Annotated in this window: 13 protein-coding genes; 11 read left to right on the top strand and 2 right to left on the bottom strand. The window is 70.2% G+C overall.

The window, feature by feature from the left end; genetic code table 11:
• Nucleotides 1–28: 28 nt before the first annotated feature.
• Entirely contained in the window at nt 29–901 is an 873-nt protein-coding gene (gene purU, locus ACFPQ9_RS33445; RefSeq protein ID WP_380861857.1) for a formyltetrahydrofolate deformylase, read from the bottom strand.
• Nucleotides 902–1,120: 219 nt separating this feature from the next.
• On the opposite strand from purU, the gene ACFPQ9_RS33440 reads away from it, so the two are divergent.
• The 9 genes from ACFPQ9_RS33440 (at nt 1,121) to ACFPQ9_RS33400 (ending at nt 15,423) form a co-directional block, all read left to right on the top strand.
• Nucleotides 1,121–2,590, top strand: a complete 1,470-nt coding sequence (locus ACFPQ9_RS33440) for an aldehyde dehydrogenase family protein (protein WP_380861854.1) — start codon at nt 1,121–1,123, stop codon at nt 2,588–2,590.
• Nucleotides 2,591–2,610: 20 nt separating this feature from the next.
• Nucleotides 2,611–3,696: a quaternary amine ABC transporter ATP-binding protein gene (locus tag ACFPQ9_RS33435; protein WP_380861852.1), complete on the top strand. Its 1,086-nt coding sequence runs from the start codon at nt 2,611–2,613 to the stop codon at nt 3,694–3,696.
• On the top strand, nt 3,696–5,699 hold the full coding sequence (locus ACFPQ9_RS33430; protein WP_380861850.1) for an ABC transporter permease: 2,004 nt from the start codon (nt 3,696–3,698) through the stop codon (nt 5,697–5,699). Before ACFPQ9_RS33435 ends, ACFPQ9_RS33430 begins: the two co-directional genes overlap by 1 nt.
• A gap of 13 nt (nt 5,700–5,712) precedes the next feature.
• On the top strand, nt 5,713–6,678 hold the full coding sequence (locus ACFPQ9_RS33425) for an ABC transporter substrate-binding protein (RefSeq protein ID WP_380861848.1): 966 nt from the start codon (nt 5,713–5,715) through the stop codon (nt 6,676–6,678).
• Between the two features lie 192 nt (nt 6,679–6,870).
• Nucleotides 6,871–9,309 (top strand): GcvT family protein, encoded by a 2,439-nt coding sequence (locus ACFPQ9_RS33420; RefSeq protein ID WP_380861846.1) that lies wholly within the window; start codon nt 6,871–6,873, stop codon nt 9,307–9,309.
• Between the two features lie 146 nt (nt 9,310–9,455).
• Nucleotides 9,456–10,316 (top strand): bifunctional methylenetetrahydrofolate dehydrogenase/methenyltetrahydrofolate cyclohydrolase, encoded by an 861-nt coding sequence (locus tag ACFPQ9_RS33415; RefSeq protein ID WP_380861844.1) that lies wholly within the window; start codon nt 9,456–9,458, stop codon nt 10,314–10,316.
• On the top strand, nt 10,313–11,563 hold the full coding sequence (locus tag ACFPQ9_RS33410) for a sarcosine oxidase subunit beta family protein (protein ID WP_380861842.1): 1,251 nt from the start codon (nt 10,313–10,315) through the stop codon (nt 11,561–11,563). The genes ACFPQ9_RS33415 and ACFPQ9_RS33410 overlap by 4 nt, the downstream gene beginning before the upstream one ends.
• A 28-nt stretch (nt 11,564–11,591) precedes the next feature.
• Nucleotides 11,592–14,828: a sarcosine oxidase subunit alpha family protein gene (locus tag ACFPQ9_RS33405; RefSeq protein WP_380861840.1), complete on the top strand. Its 3,237-nt coding sequence runs from the start codon at nt 11,592–11,594 to the stop codon at nt 14,826–14,828.
• Nucleotides 14,821–15,423 (top strand): sarcosine oxidase subunit gamma, encoded by a 603-nt coding sequence (locus tag ACFPQ9_RS33400; protein ID WP_380861838.1) that lies wholly within the window; start codon nt 14,821–14,823, stop codon nt 15,421–15,423. The genes ACFPQ9_RS33405 and ACFPQ9_RS33400 overlap by 8 nt, the downstream gene beginning before the upstream one ends.
• A 20-nt stretch (nt 15,424–15,443) precedes the next feature.
• Here the strand turns inward: ACFPQ9_RS33400 and ACFPQ9_RS33395 are convergent, their stop codons facing one another.
• Complete coding sequence (locus ACFPQ9_RS33395; RefSeq protein WP_380861836.1) at nt 15,444–16,235, bottom strand: IclR family transcriptional regulator; 792 nt, start codon at nt 16,233–16,235, stop codon at nt 15,444–15,446.
• A 211-nt stretch (nt 16,236–16,446) separates the two neighbouring features.
• On the opposite strand from ACFPQ9_RS33395, the gene ACFPQ9_RS33390 reads away from it, so the two are divergent.
• Complete coding sequence (locus ACFPQ9_RS33390; protein ID WP_380861834.1) at nt 16,447–17,637, top strand: aromatic ring-hydroxylating oxygenase subunit alpha; 1,191 nt, start codon at nt 16,447–16,449, stop codon at nt 17,635–17,637.
• Nucleotides 17,634–18,896, top strand: a complete 1,263-nt coding sequence (gene glyA, locus ACFPQ9_RS33385) for a serine hydroxymethyltransferase (RefSeq protein WP_380861832.1) — start codon at nt 17,634–17,636, stop codon at nt 18,894–18,896. Before ACFPQ9_RS33390 ends, glyA begins: the two co-directional genes overlap by 4 nt.
• Nucleotides 18,897–18,962: the final 66 nt, after the last annotated feature.

The following is an 18,962-nucleotide window of genomic DNA, read 5'->3' as shown; positions in this document are numbered from 1 at the left end:
CCCGGTCCCGCCCCCCTGCCGGCTGCGCTCAGCGGAAGACCACCGTGCGGTTGCCGTCCACCATCACGCGGCTCTCGCTGTGCCACTTCACCGCGTGCGCCAGCACCTGGGCCTCCACGTCCCGGCCGACCGTGACCAGCTCGCCGGGGTCGAGCGAGTGGTCCACCCGGACCACGTCCTGCTCGATGATCTGCCCCTCGTCCAGATCGGGTGTCACATAGTGGGCCGTCGCCCCGACCAGCTTCACACCGCGTGTGTACGCCTGCTCGTAGGGGCGGGCGCCCTTGAAGCTGGGGAGGAAGGAGTGGTGGATGTTGATGGCCCGGCCCTCCAGTTGCTTGCACAGGTCGTCGGAGAGGATCTGCATGTAGCGGGCCAGCACCACCAGATCGACGTCCAGCTCGCGCACCAGTTCCAGCAGCCGTGCCTCGGCCTCGGGCTTGGTGTCCTTCGTGACCGGGACGTGGTGGAAGGGGATGCCGTAGGTCTCGGCGAGCCCTTCGAAGTCGCGGTGGTTGGAGACGATCGCCGGGATCTCGATGTTGAGCGCGCCGGTGCGCCGGCGGAAGAGCAGGTCGTTCAGGCAGTGGCCGAACCTGGACACCATGATCAGGGTCCGGGTCGGGGTGGCGGCGTCGTCCAGGGTCCAGGTGATGTGGTGGGCCTGGGCGACCGGACCGAACCGGTAACGAAGGTTTTCCAGATCGGCGTTCGGATCCGAGACGTCGAAGTGGACCCTCATGAAGAAGCGGTCCTGAAGTCGGTCGTCGAACTGCTGGCTTTCCAGGATGTTTCCGGAGTTCCTGACGAGAAAGCCGCTCACTGCGTGGACCAGTCCGGCGCTGTCGGGACAGGAGAGAGTGAGGACGAACTCACGGCCAGGTTGCGGTCGAGGGGACATGTGCGGCCTCCGTCGGTGCGCATTGCACAACATGGTGAGCGATACGCAACATGGTCGGCTTGTCGCTCCTCTCGGTCAAGGGTGGAGCGAGCAAGTGATCGCATGGTCAAATCGTCATCGGCGAACCCCTTGACGACTGTCTGGACATTCGCCAGGGTGTTCCACCACAAGCAATCGGGTGCATGATGCGCAACGAATTTCTGTTGAAAGGCTCGGCGCGTGGCAGACCTGTACGTGGATGGCGAATGGCGGGATCCGGTGGCCGGTGGGCACCGGGAGATCCGATGTCCCGCTGACGGCACGCTCGCGGCGACCGTCTCCGAAGCGACCCGCCCCGACACCGAGGCCGCGATCGCCGCCGCCCGCCGCGCCTTCGACGCGGGGCACTGGGCGAACACCCCCGAACGGGAACGCGGCGCCCTGCTGCTGCGCACCGCCGACATCCTCGAACGCGACGCCAAGGACTTCGCCCGCGCCGAGTCCCTGGACACCGGCAAGCGGCTGGTGGAGAGCGAGTACGACATCGCCGACGTCGTGTCCTGTCTGCGCCACTACGGCGGACTCGGCGGCACCGACGCCGGACGGGTGATCGACACCGGCCGGGACGACGCCGTCAGCCGCGTCGTGTACGAGCCGGTCGGCGTGTGCGGACTGATCACTCCCTGGAACTACCCACTGCTCCAGGCGAGTTGGAAGGTCGCCCCGGCGCTCCTGGCCGGCAACACCATCATCCTCAAGCCCAGCGAACTCACCCCCTCCACCTCCGTCCTGCTGATGAGGGCGCTGGAGGAGGCCGGGATCCCGGCCGGCGTCGCCAACCTCGTCCTGGGCGCCGGACCCGAGGCCGGCGCACCCCTGTCGGAGGACCCCCGAGTCGACATGGTCTCCTTCACCGGCGGCCTCGACACCGGCAGACACATCATGGCCACCGCCGCGGCGACCGTGAAGAAGGTCGCCCTCGAACTCGGCGGCAAGAACCCCAACGTCGTCTTCGCCGACGCCGACTTCGAGACGGCCGTCGACTTCGCCCTCACCGCCGTCTTCCTGCACTCGGGACAGGTCTGCTCGGCGGGCGCCCGGCTGATCGTCGAGGACTCCCTGCACGACCGCTTCGTCGACGAAGTCGTCCGCCGCGCCCGGCGGATCCGCCTCGGCGGCCCCTTCGACCCCGACGCCGAGACCGGGGCGCTGATCTCCGCACAGCACCTGGAGAAGGTCGAGGCGTACGTCGCCTCCGGCCTCGCCGAGGGCGCCGTACTGCGCTGCGGCGGCGCGCGTCCCGACGACCCGGCGCTCGCGAACGGCCACTACTACCCGCCCACCGTGCTCGACGAGTGCCGGCAGGACATGCGGGTGGTGCACGAGGAGTCCTTCGGACCCGTGCTCACCGTGGAGCGCTTCACCGGCGAGGACGACGCCGTACGCATCGCCAACGACACCGAGTACGGACTGGCCGGAGCCGTCTGGACCCAGGACGCCGGCCGGGCCCAGCGGGTCGCCCGGCGGCTGCGCCACGGCACGGTGTGGATCAACGACTACCACCCCTACGTGCCGCAGGCGGAATGGGGTGGCTTCGGGCACTCGGGCGTGGGCCGTGAGCTGGGCCCGACCGGCCTGAACGAGTACCGAGAGCCCAAACACATCTGGCAGAACATCCAACCCCGGCCGCAGCACTGGTTCCGCGGCTGAACGCCGAAATGAGGTCGAACGTGACCACTCAGACCGAGGTGCCGCAGCGGCGCGGCACGCCCCAGGACTCGGGCTCCACCCCGGTCATATCCGTGCGCAGGCTGTGGAAGGTGTTCGGGCCGAAGGCCGACCAGGTGCCGGACTCCGAGGAGTTGTGCGGCCTCACCCGCCGCGAGCTCATGGACCGCACCGGATGCACCGCCGCCGTACGGGACGTCCACTTCGACGTCTCGCCCGGCGAGGTCTTCGTCGTCATGGGCCTGTCGGGATCCGGCAAGTCCACCCTGGTGCGCTGTCTCACCCGGCTGATCGAACCCACCGCCGGCGAGATCGTCTTCGAGGGCGAGGACATCCGCCAGGCCGACCAGGCGCGCCTGCGCGACCTGCGGCGCCGCAAGTTCTCCATGGTCTTCCAGCACTTCGGTCTGCTGCCCCACCGCCGCGTCGTCGAGAACGTGGCGTTCGGCCTGGAGATCCGGGGCATGAGCAAGGCCGAGCGCACCAAGCGCGCCCAGGAGGTCGTCGAGCTCGTCGGCCTCGCGGGCTACGAGAACTCCTACCCCGACCAGCTCTCCGGCGGCATGCAGCAACGCGTGGGCCTCGCCCGGGCGTTGGCCGGCGACCCCGACGTGCTCTTCTTCGACGAACCGTTCTCCGCGCTCGACCCGCTGATCCGCCGCGACATGCAGAACGAGGTCATCCGGCTGCACCACGAGGTCGGCAAGACGATGGTGTTCATCACCCACGACCTCTCCGAGGCCCTCAAACTGGGCGACCGCATCCTCATCATGCGCGACGGCAAGATGGTCCAGTGCGGCACCGGCGACGAGCTCGTAGGCGCCCCGGCGGATGACTACGTCCGCGAGTTCGTCAAGGACGTCCCGCGCGGCGATGTACTGACCCTGCGCTGGATCATGCGCCCGCCCGCGGACGGCGACGCCCTCGACGGCCCCGAACTCGGCCCTGACGTCGTCGTACGGGAAGCCACCCGGGCCGTGCTGGCGGCCGACAAGCCGGTCAAGGTCGTCGAGGACGGCAAGCTGCTCGGCATCGTCGGCGACGAGGAGATCCTCGCGGTGGTCGCCGGGACGGAAGGCGGCGCGTGATGACCGTCGCGATGGAGAAACCGGAGCAGACGGCACCCGTCGAGGAGCCGCCCGCTCCTGCCCGGACCGAACGCAGGATCAGCCGGTCCATGGTGGTCGGCGCGATCCTCGTCCTCTGGCTGGTGCTCTTCGCCGTCCTGCGCGGAAAGCACACACTGACCCTCGCCGCGGCCGACCTCACCGACCTGCACCGGTGGTTCAACGACGTCAACGACTCGATCGGTGCGGACCGCAACTCCAACCCGCTCTTTCTCTACTTCTTCAACGAGATCCGCCTCGTCATCGACTCCCTGGTCACCTTCGTGCAGGAGCTGATCTCGCAGCCGGGCGCCGGACGCCCGGTCCCGCAGATCGGCTGGCTCGGCGTCGTCGGCATCGTCGGCTATGTCTCCTGGGCCGTCGGCAACTGGCGGGTCGCGCTCCTCGCGGTGGCAGGCTTCACCTTCCTCGGGCTCCAGGGCCTGTGGCAGGAGAGCATGGACACCCTCGCGCTGACCGTGTCCGCCGTCTTCGTGGCGCTGCTGTTCGCGATCCCGCTGGGTGTCTGGGCGGGGCTGTCCGACCGGTTCAACCGGATCATGACGCCCTTCCTGGACTTCATGCAGACGATGCCGACCTTCGTCTACCTGGCCCCGCTGACCCTGTTCTTCCTCATCGGCCCGGCCTCCGCCACCATCGCCACGCTCATCTACGCGGCGCCGCCCGCGATCCGGATCACCGCGCACGCCATCCGCTCCGTGCCGACGTCCACGGTCGAGGCGGCCGACTCGCTGGGTGCCACCCGCAGACAGGCCCTGACGAAGGTACTGCTGCCGATGTCCAAGCGGACCGTGGTGATGGGCGTCAACCAGACCATCATGGCCGCCCTGGCCATGGTGACCATCGCCGCCCTGATCGACGCGCCCGGCCTCGGCAAGACCGTCGTCCAGGCCCTCCAGTCGCTCGACGTCGGCACCGCCTTCAACGCCGGTCTCGCGATCGTCGTCATGGCCATCGTGCTCGACCGCGTCACCACCGCGGCGAGCGGCCGCGAGGAGGCGGCACGGCGTTCGAAGAACCGCCTCCTGGCCTGGCGCCGCCCCCTGCTCGGCGCGGGTGCGGCGGCCGCCGCGGTCCTCGTCTACCTCTCGCACACCTATGTGTGGGCGGCGGAGTTCCCCGGCGAGGGAGGCGTGGGCAGCGCCATCTCCAGCTGGGCGGACAGCGTGACCACCTGGGCGCAGGACAACCTGTCCGGGCTCACCAACGCCTTCCGCGACGCCATCACCAACGGCCTGCTCAACCCCTTCCAGACACTCCTCACCGACTCCCCGTGGTGGCTCGTCGGCGCGGCCCTGATCGCGCTCGCCGTGGTCCTCGGGGGCTGGCGCGCCGGCATCACCACGGCCGTCTGCGTGGGCCTGCTCGTCGGCACCGGTGTGTGGTCCGACAGCATGACGACGCTGGCGTCGACCGTCGTCGCCACGGTGCTCGTGATGCTGCTCGGCATCGGCTTCGGCGTGTGGATGGGCCGCAGCGCGCTGGTCGACCGGCTGCTGCGGCCCAGCCTGGACGCGGCACAGGTCATGCCGCCGTTCGTCTATCTCGTGCCGTTCCTCGCGCTGTTCGGCGCGACCCGCTTCACGGCGATCGTCGCCGCCGTCGTCTACGCGGCACCCGTCGCCATGAAGATCATCGCGGACGGGGTCCGGAACGTGCCCGCCACCACCGTGGAGGCGGCCACCTCGGCCGGGTGCAACACCTGGCAGATCATCACCAAGGTCCAGCTGCCGATGGCGCGCAGCGCCCTGACGCTCGCGACCAACCAGGGCCTGATCTACGTCCTGTCGATGGTCGTGGTCGGCGGCCTGGTGGGCGCGGGCGCCCTCGGCTACGACGTCGTGGCCGGTTTCTCGCAGGGCCAGCTGTACGGGAAGGGGCTCGCCGCGGGGCTCGCCATCGTCCTTCTCGGCGTCATGTTCGACCGGATCACTCAGGCAGCGGCTCGCCGCACCAGCGCATAAGGAGCACCACACCATGGCAAGACACTGGCGAGCCGGCGCGGCCGGACTGGCCGTCCTCGGCCTCACCCTCACCGCCTGCGGCGGTGCGAAGGTCGGCGACGACTCCGCGGGGTCCGGCTCGGGCGACTCCGGCAAGTGCGGCACCTTCAACCTCGCGGTCAATCCGTGGGTCGGCTACGAGGCCAACGCGGCGGTCGTCGCGTACGTCGCCGAGCACGACCTCGGCTGCAAGGTCAACCAGAAGGACCTCAAGGAGGAGATCGCCTGGCAGGGCTTCGGGACGGGCGAGGTCGACGCCGTCATCGAGAACTGGGGCCACGACGACCTGAAGAAGAAGTACATCACCGACCAGAAGACGGCCCTCGACGCCGGCCCGACCGGTAACAAGGGGCTCATCGGCTGGTACGTGCCGCCGTGGCTGGCCAAGGCGCACCCCGACATCACCGACTGGAACAACCTCGACAAGTACGCGGCCGAGTTCAAGACCTCGGAGTCGGGCGGAAAGGGCCAGCTCCTCGACGGCGACCCGTCGTTCGTCACCAACGACGAGGCCCTGGTGAAGAACCTCAAGCTGGACTTCAAAGTGGTGTACGCGGGCAGTGAGACCGCCCTCATCCAGGCCTTCCGCAAGGCGGAGAAGAACAAGGAATGGGTGATCGGCTACTTCTACGAGCCCCAGTGGTTCATGTCCGAGGTGCCGCTGGTCAAGGTCAAGCTGCCCGAGTACAAGGACGGTTGCGACGCCGACGCGGAGAAGGTCGACTGCGACTATCCGGTCTACGAACTGGACAAGATCGTCAGCGCGAAGTTCGCCAAGTCCGGCAGCCCCGCCTATGACCTGGTGAAGAACTTCACCTGGACCAACGACGACCAGAACGTCGTCGCCAAGTACATAGCCGTCGACAAGATGACCCCCGAGGCGGCGGCCGAGAAGTGGGTCGAGGCCAACCGCGACAAGGTGGAGGCCTGGATCAAGTAGGCCCTTCACGGATGCCCGGTGGGTGGTGCGAGCGGACGCGCACCACCCACCGGGCATTGCCGTTTCCAGGCCGTTTCTACGCCGATTTCGGGGCGCCCGCGGACCTCTTGACACCCACCTGCACGGCAGGCACATTGAGTTGCGCAACCTGAGTCACGTTGCGCAGAAAGCAACTCAACCGGAGGTGCGGCGATGGCGGGACCCCGAGTGGTCATCATCGGAGCGGGAGTCGTCGGTGCGGCTCTCGCGGACGAGATCTCCGCGCGCGGCTGGACCGAAGTGACCGTGGTCGACCAGGGTCCGCTCCCCGCCACAGGGGGCTCCAGCTCGCACGCCCCGGGCCTGGTCTTCCAGACGAACTCCTCCAAGACCATGACCGAACTGGCCCGCTACACCGTCGAGAAGTTCTGCTCCCTCGAAGTCGACGGCAAGCCCTGCTTCCTCCAGGTCGGCGGTCTCGAAGTGGCCACCAGCCCCGAGCGCCTCACGGAACTGCACCGCCGCCACGGCTGGATCACCGCCTGGGGCATCGAATCCCGGCTGCTGACCCCCGACGAGTGCGTCGAGCAACACCCCCTCGTCGACCGCGACAAGGTCCTCGGCGGCCTCCTCGTACCCACCGACGGCCTCGCCAAGGCGGTCCTCGCCGTCGAGGCCCAGATCCGCCGGGCCACCGAGCGCGGAGTGACGTTCCTCGCCCGCCACGAGGTGCTGGACGTGCTCCGCGCCGACGGCGAGGTCACGGGCGTACGCACCGACCAGGGCGACCTGGAGGCCGACATCGTCGTGTGCTGCGCCGGCATCTGGGGCCCGAAGATCGCCCGCATGGCCGGCATGAACCTCCCGCTCACACCGCTCGCCCACCAGCTCGCCTGGACCGGCCCCGTCCCGGCTCTCGCCGGCCAGACCGAGGAGGCCGTCCGCCCGATCCTGCGCCACCAGGACGCCGACCTCTACTGCCGCGACCGCTTCGACGGCATCGGCATCGGCTACTACGGCCACCGTCCGATGCCCATCACCGCCGACGAGATCCTCTCCGTGGACGAGGCCGACGAGATGCCGTCCGTCCTGAAGTTCACCGAGGAGGACTTCGACCCGGCCTGGGCCGAGACCCAGTCCCTCCTCCCCGCGACACGCGAGGCGAAGGTCGAGGAGGGCATCAACGGCCTGTTCTCCTTCACCACCGACAACTTCCCCCTCCTCGGGGAGTCCCCGGACGTCAAAGGCTTCTGGGTCGCCGAGGCCGTCTGGGTCACCCACTCCGCGGGCGTCGGCCGGGCCCTGGCCGAGTGGCTGGTCGACGGCCACTGCTCGTCCTTCGACCTGCACGAGTGCGACGTCAACCGCTTCGAGCCGCACCAGCTCTCCCCGGAGTACGTCCTGGCCCGCGACTGCCGGAACTTCGTCGAGGTCTACGACATCCTCCACCCCCTCCAGCCCTCCGGCGACCCGCGCCCGATCCGCACCAGCCCCTTCCACCCCCGCCAGCAGGAGCACGGCGCCTTCTTCCTGGAGGCCAACGGCTGGGAGCGCCCGCACTGGTACGAGGCCAACGCGAAGCTGGTCGAAGGCCGCAGCATCCCGACCCCCAACGACTGGGCCGCGCAGTTCTGGTCGCCCATCGTCGGCGCCGAGGCGCAGGCCACCCGCGAGACCGTCGCCCTGTACGACATGACGGCCCTCAAGCGCCTGGAGGTGAGCGGGCCCGGCTCCGCCGAGTTCCTGGAGCGGCTGTGCACCGGCAAGGTCGCCAAGTCGGTCGGCTCGGTCACCTACACCCTCCTCCTGGACCACGACGGCGGCATCCGCAGCGACATCACCGTCGCCCGCCTCGGCCGCGACCTCTTCCAGGTCGGCGCCAACGGCAACCTCGACCTCGACTGGTTCGGCCGCCACCTCCCCGCCGACGGCACGGTCCAGGTCCGCGACATCACGCCGGGCACCTGCTGCATCGGCCTGTGGGGACCGCTGGCACGCAAGGTCCTCCAGCCCCTGACGGACGAGGACTTCACCAACGACGGCCTGAAGTACTTCCGTGCCAAGCGCGCCTACATCGGCAGCGTCCCGGTGAGGGCGATGCGGCTGAGCTATGTCGGCGAACTCGGCTGGGAGCTGTACACCACCGCCGACCAGGGCCTGAAACTCTGGGACACCCTGTGGCAGGCGGCGGAGCCCCTCGGCGGCGTCATCGCAGGCCGCGGCGCCTTCAACAGCCTGCGCCTGGAGAAGGGCTACCGCTCCTTCGGCACCGACATGACCTACGAGCACGACCCCTACGAGGCCGGCGTCGGCTTCGCCGTCAAGCTCGACAAGGACGACTTCATCGGCAAGGCGGCGCTGGAGCGCCGCAAGGCCGACGTACGGCGCAGGCTGACCTGCCTCACCATCGACGACCCATGGTCGGTCGTGATGGGCAAGGAGCCGGTGTACGACGGCGAGCGCGCGGTCGGGTACGTCACGAGCGCCGCGTACGGCTACACCATCGGCAAGGGGATCGCCTACGCGTGGCTGCCGGCGGAACTCGCCGTCCCCGGCCGGACCGTGCACATCGGCTACTTCGACCGGCGCGTCGAGGCGGTCGTCGCGGAGGAGCCGTTGTTCGATCCGACGATGTCCCGCCTTCGTGGCTGAGCGCCGCGAGGGAGCTGCCGCGATGGGTCGTCGTTCGTCTGCGGCCTCGTCGTGGCTGGTCGCGCCCACGCGGCGGAGCCGCACATCGATACAGCCCCGCGCCCTTCAGGGCGTTCCACCGCAGCCTCGTCGGAAGGTGCTACCCGGTGACCGCACAACTCCTTGACGGCAAGGCCACCGCCGCCGCCATCCGCGGCGAACTCGCCGACCGCGTGGCGAAGTTGACCGCCACCGGCGGCCGGCCGCCCGGACTCGGCACCGTCCTCGTCGGAGACGACCCCGGCAGTCACGCCTACGTCGGCGGCAAGCACCGCGACTGCGCGCAGGTCGGCATCGCCTCCATCCGCCGGGACCTGCCCGCCGACGCCTCGCAGCAGCAGGTCCAGGACACGATCGACGAACTCAACGCCGACCCGGACTGCACCGGTTACATCGTCCAGCTCCCGCTGCCCCGCCAGCTGGACGCGGGCGCCGTACTGGAACGGATGGACCCGGCCAAGGACGCCGACGGACTGCACCCCGTCAACCTCGGCCGCCTCGTCCTGGGCGAGGAGGCGCCGCTGCCGTGCACCCCGCGCGGCATCGTCGAACTGCTGCGCCGCTACGACGTGCCGATCGCCGGAGCGAGGGTGTGTGTGATCGGCCGGGGCATCACCGTCGGCCGTCCCCTCGGACTGCTGCTGAATCGCCGCTCCGAGAACGCCACGGTCACCCTGTGCCACACCGGTACCAAGGGACTGGCCTGGCATGTGCGCGAGGCGGACATCGTCATCGCCGCCGCCGGTTCGCCCGGACTGATCACCAAGGACATGCTGCGCCCCGGCGCGGCGGTCCTGGACGTCGGCATCACCCGAACCGAAGCAGGCTTGGTCGGCGACGTCCACCCGGAGGCCGCGACGGTCGCCGGCCGGCTGGCGCCGATGCCCGGAGGCGTGGGCCCCATGACCCGGGCCATGCTGCTGGCCAACGTGGTCGAGGCCGCGGAGAGGAACGCTACCGCCGTATGAACACGCATGTCCCGACGAGCCCCCGCACCCCGGGCGCCGACCTCCCCGACCACCCCGACCGGCTGTGGCGCAACCCCGAGCCCAAGAAGTCGTACGACGTGGTGATCGTCGGCGGCGGCGGACACGGCCTGGCCACCGCCCACTACCTCGCCAGGAACCACGGCATCACCGATGTCGCCGTGCTGGAGAAGGGCTGGCTCGCGGGCGGCAACATGGCCCGCAACACCACGATCATCCGCTCCAACTACCTGTGGGACGAGAGCGCCGGCATCTACGAGCACGCCCTCAAGCTGTGGGAGGGACTGGCGGAGGAGCTCGACTACCCGATCCTCTTCTCGCAGCGCGGCGTACTGAACCTGGCACACAGCCTCCAGGACGTCCGCGACAGTGTGCGCCGTGTCGAGGCCAACCGTCTCAACGGCGTGGACGCGGAGTGGCTGGACGCGGACGGCGTCAAGGAAGTCTGCCCGATCGTCAACATCTCCCCGGACGTGCGCTATCCGGTCCTGGGCGCCACGTACCAGCCCCGCGCGGGCATCGCCAAGCACGACCACGTGGCCTGGGGCCTGGCCCGCTCGGCGGACGCGGCGGGCATCGACATCATCCAGAACTGCGAGGTCACAGGCCTGGACGTGGTCGGTGGCCGGGTGGTCGGCGTCCGGACGAACCTGGGCCCCATAGCGGCGGGCAAGGTGGCACTCTGCTCCGCGGGCCACACCTCCGTCCTCGCCGCGATGGCCGGCATCGAACTCCCGCTCCAGAGCCACCCGTTGCAGGCCCTGGTCTCGGAGCTCCTGGAACCGGTCCACCCCACGGTCGTGATGTCCAACGCGGTCCATGTGTATGTGAGCCAGGCCCACAAAGGTGAGCTGGTGATGGGCGCGGGTATCGACGCGTACAACTCCTACACCCAGCGCGGCGCCTTCCACATCATCCAAGAGCAGATGTCGGCGGCCCTGGAGCTGTTCCCGGTGTTCGCCCGCGCCCACGTCCTGCGCACCTGGGGCGGCATCGTCGACGTCAGCCCGGACGCCTCGCCGATCATCGGCCTCACCCCCGTCGACAACCTCTACCTCAACTGCGGCTGGGGGACCGGCGGTTTCAAGGCCACGCCCGGCGTCGGCTGGGTCTACGCCCACACCATCGCCAACGACACCCCGCACGGCCTGAACGCCCCCTTCTCGCTCGACCGTTTCACCACCGGCGCGCTCGTCGACGAGCACGGCGCGGCCGCGGTGGCCCACTAGGACCACTGGAAGCTCTGGGAGCCGATCCATGCTGCTCATCCCCTGCCCGTGGTGCGGGCCCCGCGACGAGGCCGAGTTCCACTACGGCGGCCAGGCCCATGTGCCGTACCCGCAGGACCCCGCGTCCCTCACCGACCAGGAGTGGGCCCGGTACCTCTTCTTCCGTGACAACACCAAGGGCCCCTTCGCCGAACGCTGGAGCCACGCGGCGGGCTGCCGTCGCTGGTTCAACGCGGTACGGGACACGTCGACGAACGAGATCCTGACGGTGTACAGGTCGGGAGAGGAACGCCCGGACAGTGTTGAGCCCGGTCCACTGCATCCAGCCCGTCCGGCGTTTGAGGACGAGGCCCCTTCAGGGCCGACGGGGGTCCGGGGGGCAGAGCCCCCTGGTGGGGTCGAAGGGGCGAAGCCCCTTCAGGACGGGACGGGTAAGGGCGGTGGGGGCGAACCCTTCCGACACCCGACCCGCGGCCGGTTCGACCGCGAAACCCCCCTCACCTTCACCTTCGACGGCACGAAATACCGAGGCCGCAGAGGTGACACCCTCGCCTCCGCGCTCCTCGCCAACGGAGTCATCCAGGCAGCCACCAGCATCAAACTCGGCCGCCCCCGAGGCATCTTCTCGGCCGGCGTCGAAGAACCCAACGCGGTGGTCCAGATCGAGGAACCCTTCCCCGAGCCCATGCTCCCGGCGACGACCGTGGAGCTGTACGACGGCCTGGTCGCCACCAGCCTCCCCGGCCAGGGCCGCCTCGCCACCGCCCCGGACCCGGCCCGCTACGACGCCGTACACGCCCACTGCGACGTGCTGGTCGTGGGCGCCGGCCCGGCGGGCCTCGCGGCGGCGGCCGCGGCGGCCGGCACCGGCGCCCGCGTCATCCTGGCCGACGACCAGCCGGAGCCCGGCGGCAGCCTGCTGGGCACGGGCGAACACCTCGACTGGGTGGAGGAGGTCACCGGGCAACTCGCCACCACCCCCGAGGTACGCGTCCTTCCCCGTACCACCGTCTTCGGCCACTACGACGACAACCACCTCCTCGCTGTCGAACGCCGCACCAACCACCTCGGCGCCGACGCCCCCGCGCACGTCGCCCGCGAACGCGTCTGGCGTATCCGGGCCCGCCGAGTGGTCCTGGCCACCGGCGCCCACGAGCGCTCACTCGCGTTCGCGGACAACGACCGCCCCGGAGTGATGCTGGCCGCCTCGGCCCGCACGTACGTCAACCGGCACGGCGTCCTGCCCGGCCGTCACGCGGTCGTCTTCACCACCAACGACAGCGCCTACGCGGCGGCCCTCGACCTCGCCTCGGCGGGCCTCGGTGTCACAGCCGTCGTGGACACCCGCCCCGAACCGGGGGAGTGGGCCGAGCGCGCCAGGGCCGCCGGCATCGAGGTGCTCGCCGGTCACGCCGTCACCGGCACCGCGGGCGAGGCACGCCTGACCGCCGTGACCGTCGCCCCGTACGGAGAGACCGTGGGACGGCGGGAGTTCGCCGCCGACCTGCTGCTGGTCTCCGGCGGCTGGAACCCGGTGGTGCATCTGTTCAGCCAGTCCGGCGGCAAGCTCCGCCACGACGAGGCGCTGGGCTCCTTCGTCCCCGACAGCGGACGGCAGGCGGTCGAGGTCGCGGGCGCCGCGAGCGGCGTACTGGACCTGGCCGGAGCCCTGGCACAGGGCACGGCGGCCGGCGCGCGTGCCGTCGAGGCCGAGGGCTACACACCCCGGACGACCCGCCTCCCGGCACCGGCCGCGCAGCCACGGCGGACGCCTCCCCTGCATGTGTACGCCGTGCCGGGTGCGGAGGATGCCCCGCGCTTCGTCGACCTCCAACGCGACGTCACCGTCGACGACCTGACCCGCGCGACCGGCGCCGGCCTGCGCTCCGTCGAGCACACCAAGCGCTACACCACGGCCGGTACCGCCAACGACCAGGGCAAGACCTCCGGCATCCTGGCCGGCGGCGTCGTCGCCGAGCTCCTCGGTGTGGACATCTCGGAACTCGGCACGACGACGTTCCGCCCGCCGTACACGCCCGTCTCCTTCGCCGCCCTCGCGGGCCGCGATCGCGGCCCGCTGAGCGACCCGGTCCGCACGACCGCCCTCCACGAGTGGCATGTCGCGCACGGCGCCCTGTTCGAGAACGTCGGCCAGTGGAAGCGCCCCTGGTACTACCCGCGCGACGGCGAGGACATGGAGGCCGCCGTGCTGCGCGAGTGCCGGGCGACCCGCGAGAGCGTCGGCTTCATGGACGCCTCCACGCTCGGCAAGATCGATGTACAGGGCCCGGACGCGGCCGTCTTCCTCGACCGGCTCTACACCAACATGATGAGCACCCTGAAGGTCGGCATGATCCGCTACGGCGTCATGTGCCGCCCGGACGGCATGGTCTTCGACGACGGCACCGTCATCCGCGTCGCCCAGGACCGCTTCCTGACCACCACGACGACGGGCAACGCGGCCGCCGTACTGGACTGGATGGAGGAGTGGCACCAGACCGAGTGGCCCGAGCTCAAGGTCCACTGCACGTCCGTGACCGAGCAGTGGGCCACGGTCGCCCTGGTGGGCCCGAAGTCCCGCGAGGTGCTCGGTGCCCTCGCGCCCGAACTCGCCGTCGCCAACGCGGACTTCCCGTTCATGGCCTGGCGGGAGACGACCGTCGCCGGCGTCGCGGCCCGGGTCTGCCGGATCAGCTTCTCCGGCGAACTCGCCTATGAGATCAACGTGTCACCGTGGCAGGCCCTGCCCCTGTGGGAGGCCGTGTACGAGGCCGGCGCCCCGTACGGCATCACCCCGTACGGCACCGAGACCATGCACGTCCTGCGCGCGGAGAAGGGCTACCCGATCATCGGCCAGGACACCGACGGCACCGTCACTCCGCAGGACCTCGGCATGAACTGGGTGGTGTCGAAGAAGAAGCCCGACTTCGTCGGCAAGCGGTCCCACGCCCGTGCCGACACCCGCCGCCCCGACCGCAAGCACCTGGTCGGCCTCCTCCCCGAGGACCCGGGCACCCTCCTCCCGGAGGGCACCCACCTGATCGCCGACGGTGTGCTGCCGGCACCGCCGGTCCCCATGCTCGGCCATGTCACGTCCAGCTATCGCAGCGCGGCACTCGGCCGGACCTTCGCGCTCGCCCTGATCAAGGGCGGTCGCGACCGCATCGGCGAGCGGCTGATCGCCGCCGTGGGCGACCGGCTGGTCCCGGTGACCGTCGCAAGCCCCGTCCTCTACGACCCCGAGGGAGCCCGCCGCGATGGCTGACCACGCCCTGACCGTCCCGCTCCGCAGCCCTCTGGCGCAGTACGCGGACCGCCTGGCCGCCGCGACCCGCACCTCCGACGGCGCGGTCCGGCTGGCCGAACTCCCTTTCCTCACCCAGGTCGACGTCCGTCTCGACGCCAAGGGAGCGGCGGCCGAGGCCGTCGGACTGGCGCTGGACCTCCCGCTGCCGCTCCAGCCGAACACGGTCGTCCGCGCGGGCGAGCTGACCGCGCTGTGGCTCGGCCCGGACGAATGGCTGCTGGTCGCACCGCCGGGCGGCGAGCGGGATCTGGAGGGCCGGATCCGGGAGGCGGCGGGGGAGGAGCCGGTCTCGGTCACCGACGTCTCCGCCCAGCGCACCACCCTGCTGGTCACCGGCCCCCGCGCCCACGATCTGCTGGCCCACGGCTGCCCGCTGGACCTGCATCCGAGGGCGTTCGGCTCCGGGCGCTGCGCCCAGACGACCCTGGGCCGGACCCAGATCGTCCTGGTCGCCCGGGACGAACCGAGGGCCGGGTTCTGGGTGCTGGTCCGTTCGTCGTTCGCGGGCTATCTGGCGGACTGGCTGCTCGACGCGGCGGCGGAGTATGTCTGAGCGAGCCGACGGGGCGGGGCTCAGCCCAGGTGCCCCATCCGGTGGCTGATCTCCTCCGCTCCCTTGACCAGCGCCGGCGCGAGCTCGTGGATGCGTTCTTCGGTGAAGCGGTACGCGGGGCCCGAGGCGCTGAGGGCGGCGACGACCTCACCGTCGCGGGCCCGGATCGGCGCCGCCACGGCGTGCAGTCCGATCTCCAGTTCCTCCAGGGTCACCGCGTACCCGCGCTCCCGCGCCTCGGCGAGGTTCTTCTCCAGCTTCGTCCTCGCGGTGAGGGTGTGCGGGGTCAGCTTCCTCAGCCCCGACGCCGCGAGCACCTCGGCCCGCTCCTCCGCCGTCAGGTGGGCCAGCAGGATCTTGCCGCTGGACGTGGCGTGCACCGGGGTGAGCTGGCCGACCCAGTTGTGGGTGCCGACCGCGCCGGGGCCGCGTACCTGATACAGGTTGACCGCGTAGTGCTCCTGGAGGACCGCGATGTTGACGGTCTCGCCGATCTCCTCGCTGAGCCGCTCGCACACCTGCCGGCCCTGCTGGGTGACGTCGAGACGGCCGGTCACCGCACCCGCGAGCCGCACGATCCCGAAGCCGAGCCGGTACTTGCCCCGTTCGGCCGACTGCTCGACCAGCCCACGTGCCTCCAGCGCCCCGAGCAGACGGAACGCGGTCGACTTGTGGACGTCGATCTCGGCGGCCACCTCACTGACACCGGCCTCGCCGCGCCGGGCGAGGATCTCCAAGGCGCTGACGGCACGGTCGACGGACTGCACGCCACCCACCGCACTTGTTGCGCTCTCTGCCGCGCTGTTGCTCATGGCGCAACTATACGCGGCTGTGTCCATGGATCCCGAGGGGCTGTCCGCATGCTCGCACGCCCGTGGTGCGAGCGGAAGACGGCGGAGCGGTTCGCGTTGACCGGTGTCCGGCCCTTGACAGTGGATGTTCGCGACGGGACAGTTTGGGCGTCCGTTTCATATGACGCTGCTGGTTGCTCAATGTGAAACACATGCGAGGAGAGGACCGAGGATGACCACGACCGGCCCGCCCCCGAGCCTGATCGCCACGCTGCCGGGCAGGCACTACACCGACCCCGAGATCTTCGCCCTGGAACAGGAGCGGATCTTCGAGACGATGTGGTTCTGCGTGGCCCGCGCCGCCGAGTTGGACAAGCCCGGCAGCTTCCGCACCCACCAGGTCGGCCGGGAGAGCGTGCTGATCACCCGCTCCCGGGACGGCTCGGTCAAGGCGTTCCTGAACATCTGCCGGCACCGCGGCGCCAAACTGTGCACGGCCGAGTCCGGCGAGGTCAGGCGGGCCTTCCAGTGCCCGTACCACGCCTGGACCTACGGCCTGGACGGCAAGCTCGTGGCCGCGCCCAACCTGACGTCGATGCCGGACATCGACCGGACGGCGTACGGACTGGCCGAGGTCCATGTCCGGGAGTGGCTCGGGTATGTGTGGGTGTGCCTGGCCGACATCCCGCCCTCGTTCGAGAGCGACGTCATGGGGGCGGTCGTCGATCGGCTCGGCGACGTCGAGTCGATCGACCGCTACGACATCGACCACCTCCAGGTGGGCCGCCGTATCACCTACGAGGTGCGAGCCAACTGGAAGCTCGTCATCGAGAACTTCATGGAGTGCTACCACTGCGCCACCATCCACCCCGAACTGACGGAGGTGCTGCCGGAGTTCGCGGACGGCTACGCGGCGCAGTACTACGTCGGCCATGGCGCCGAGTTCGGTGCGGAGGTCCAGGGCTTCACGGTCGACGGCTCCGCCGGCCTGGACCGCATCCCCGGTGTCGCCGACGAACAGGACCGCCGCTATTACGCGATCACGGTCAGGCCGCAGGTGTTCATCAACCTGGTGCCGGACCATGTGATCTTCCACCGGATGTACCCGATGGCGTACGACCGCACGGTCGTCGAGTGCGACTGGCTCTACCTCCCGCACGTGGTGGCCGGCGGCAAGGACGTGGAACGTTCGGTGGAGCTGTTCCACCGGGTGAACCAGCAGGACTTCGACGCCTGCGAACGCACCCAGCCGGGCATGAGCTCCCGGACCTACGCCAAGGGCGGCGTGCTGGTGCCCAGCGAGCACCACATCGGGGAGTTCCACACCTGGGTGCAGGAGAAGATCGCCGGCCGGTCCTCCGAGACAGCGCTCGATCTCACCCACGCCGCCCCCTGTGCCCACGACCAAGGAGAGCGCCGATGACCCTTCTCAACCAACCCCTGCATGAGCTGGATCCGGCGATCGCGGCGGCGCTGGATGCCGAGCTGGAGCGTCAGCAGTCGACGCTGGAGATGATCGCGTCGGAGAACTTCGCTCCGGTCGCGGTCATGGAGGCGCAGGGCTCGGTCGCCACGAACAAGTACGCCGAGGGCTATCCGGGGCGGCGTTACTACGGCGGCTGTGAGCACGTCGATGTCGCCGAGCAGATCGCGATCGACCGGGTCAAGGAGCTGTTCGGCGCCGAGTACGCCAACGTGCAGCCGCACTCGGGTGCCTCCGCCAACCAGGCGGCGCTGTTCGCGATCGCCCAGCCCGGCGACACCATCCTGGGCCTGGACCTCGCGCACGGCGGCCACCTCACCCACGGCATGCGCCTGAACTTCTCCGGCAAGCAGTTCAACGTGGTCGCCTACCACGTCGAGACCGACACCGGCCTGGTCGACATGGCCGAGGTCGAGCGCCTGGCCAAGGAGCACCGCCCGAAGGTGATCATCGCCGGCTGGTCGGCGTATCCGCGCCAGCTGGACTTCGCCGCGTTCCGCCGGATCGCCGACGAGGTCGGCGCCTACCTGTGGGTCGACATGGCGCACTTCGCCGGCCTGGTCGCCGCCGGACAGCACCCCAACCCCGTCCCGCACGCCGACGTGGTCACCTCCACCACCCACAAGACCCTCGGCGGCCCGCGCGGCGGGATCATCCTGGCCCGCAGCAAGGAGTTCGCCAAGAAGCTGAACTCCGCGGTCTTCCCCGGCTTCCAGGGCGGCCCGCTGGAGCACGTGATCGCCGCGAAGGCGGTCTCCTTCAAGGTCGCCGCGTCCGAGGAGTTCAAGGAGCGCCAGCAGCGCACCATCGAGGGCGCCCGCATCCTCGCGGAGCGGCTGACCGCGCCGGACGCCCGCGAGGCGGGCGTGAACGTGCTGTCCGGCGGCACCGACGTGCACCTGATCCTGGTCGACCTGCGCGCCTCCGACCTCGACGGGCAGCAGGCCGAGGACCGCCTCCACGAGGTCGGCATCACCGTCAACCGCAACGCCGTGCCCGACGACCCGCGCCCGCCGATGGTCACCTCCGGCCTGCGCATCGGCACCCCGGCCCTGGCCACCCGCGGCTTCACCGCCGAGGACTTCACCGAGGTCGCCGACGTGATCGCCGAAACCCTCAAGCCCGCCTACGACACCGACGCACTCAAGGCCCGGGTCAAGGCACTCGCCGACAAGCACCCCCTCTACCCCGGCCTCTGACGGACCACTTCCCACAGGGGCGTGCCCGTCACCGACCGGCACGCCCCGCCCCTCCCACGGAGTACG

Origin of the sequence: Streptomyces coerulescens (genome assembly GCF_042657965.1) — a bacterium.
In the GTDB taxonomy this organism is placed as follows: Bacteria; Actinomycetota; Actinomycetes; order Streptomycetales; family Streptomycetaceae; genus Streptomyces; species Streptomyces coerulescens.
Note: the sequence above shows the minus strand (reverse complement) of the source record. Positions and strands in the feature narration are given on the sequence as shown.

Bases quoted from the DNA above. Each gene is read 5' to 3' on its own strand.
- ACFPQ9_RS33430 (WP_380861850.1), top strand. From the start codon at position 3,696: ATGACCGTCGCGATGGAGAAACCGGAGCAGACGGCACCCGTCGAGGAG.
- ACFPQ9_RS33395 (WP_380861836.1), bottom strand. From the start codon at position 16,235: ATGAGCAACAGCGCGGCAGAGAGCGCAACAAGTGCGGTGGGTGGCGTG.
- purU (WP_380861857.1), bottom strand. From the start codon at position 901: ATGTCCCCTCGACCGCAACCTGGCCGTGAGTTCGTCCTCACTCTCTCC.
- glyA (WP_380861832.1), top strand. From the start codon at position 17,634: ATGACCCTTCTCAACCAACCCCTGCATGAGCTGGATCCGGCGATCGCG.
- ACFPQ9_RS33400 (WP_380861838.1), top strand. From the start codon at position 14,821: ATGGCTGACCACGCCCTGACCGTCCCGCTCCGCAGCCCTCTGGCGCAG.
- ACFPQ9_RS33405 (WP_380861840.1), top strand. From the start codon at position 11,592: ATGCTGCTCATCCCCTGCCCGTGGTGCGGGCCCCGCGACGAGGCCGAG.
- ACFPQ9_RS33425 (WP_380861848.1), top strand. From the start codon at position 5,713: ATGGCAAGACACTGGCGAGCCGGCGCGGCCGGACTGGCCGTCCTCGGC.
- ACFPQ9_RS33410 (WP_380861842.1), top strand. From the start codon at position 10,313: ATGAACACGCATGTCCCGACGAGCCCCCGCACCCCGGGCGCCGACCTC.
- ACFPQ9_RS33390 (WP_380861834.1), top strand. From the start codon at position 16,447: ATGACCACGACCGGCCCGCCCCCGAGCCTGATCGCCACGCTGCCGGGC.
- ACFPQ9_RS33420 (WP_380861846.1), top strand. From the start codon at position 6,871: ATGGCGGGACCCCGAGTGGTCATCATCGGAGCGGGAGTCGTCGGTGCG.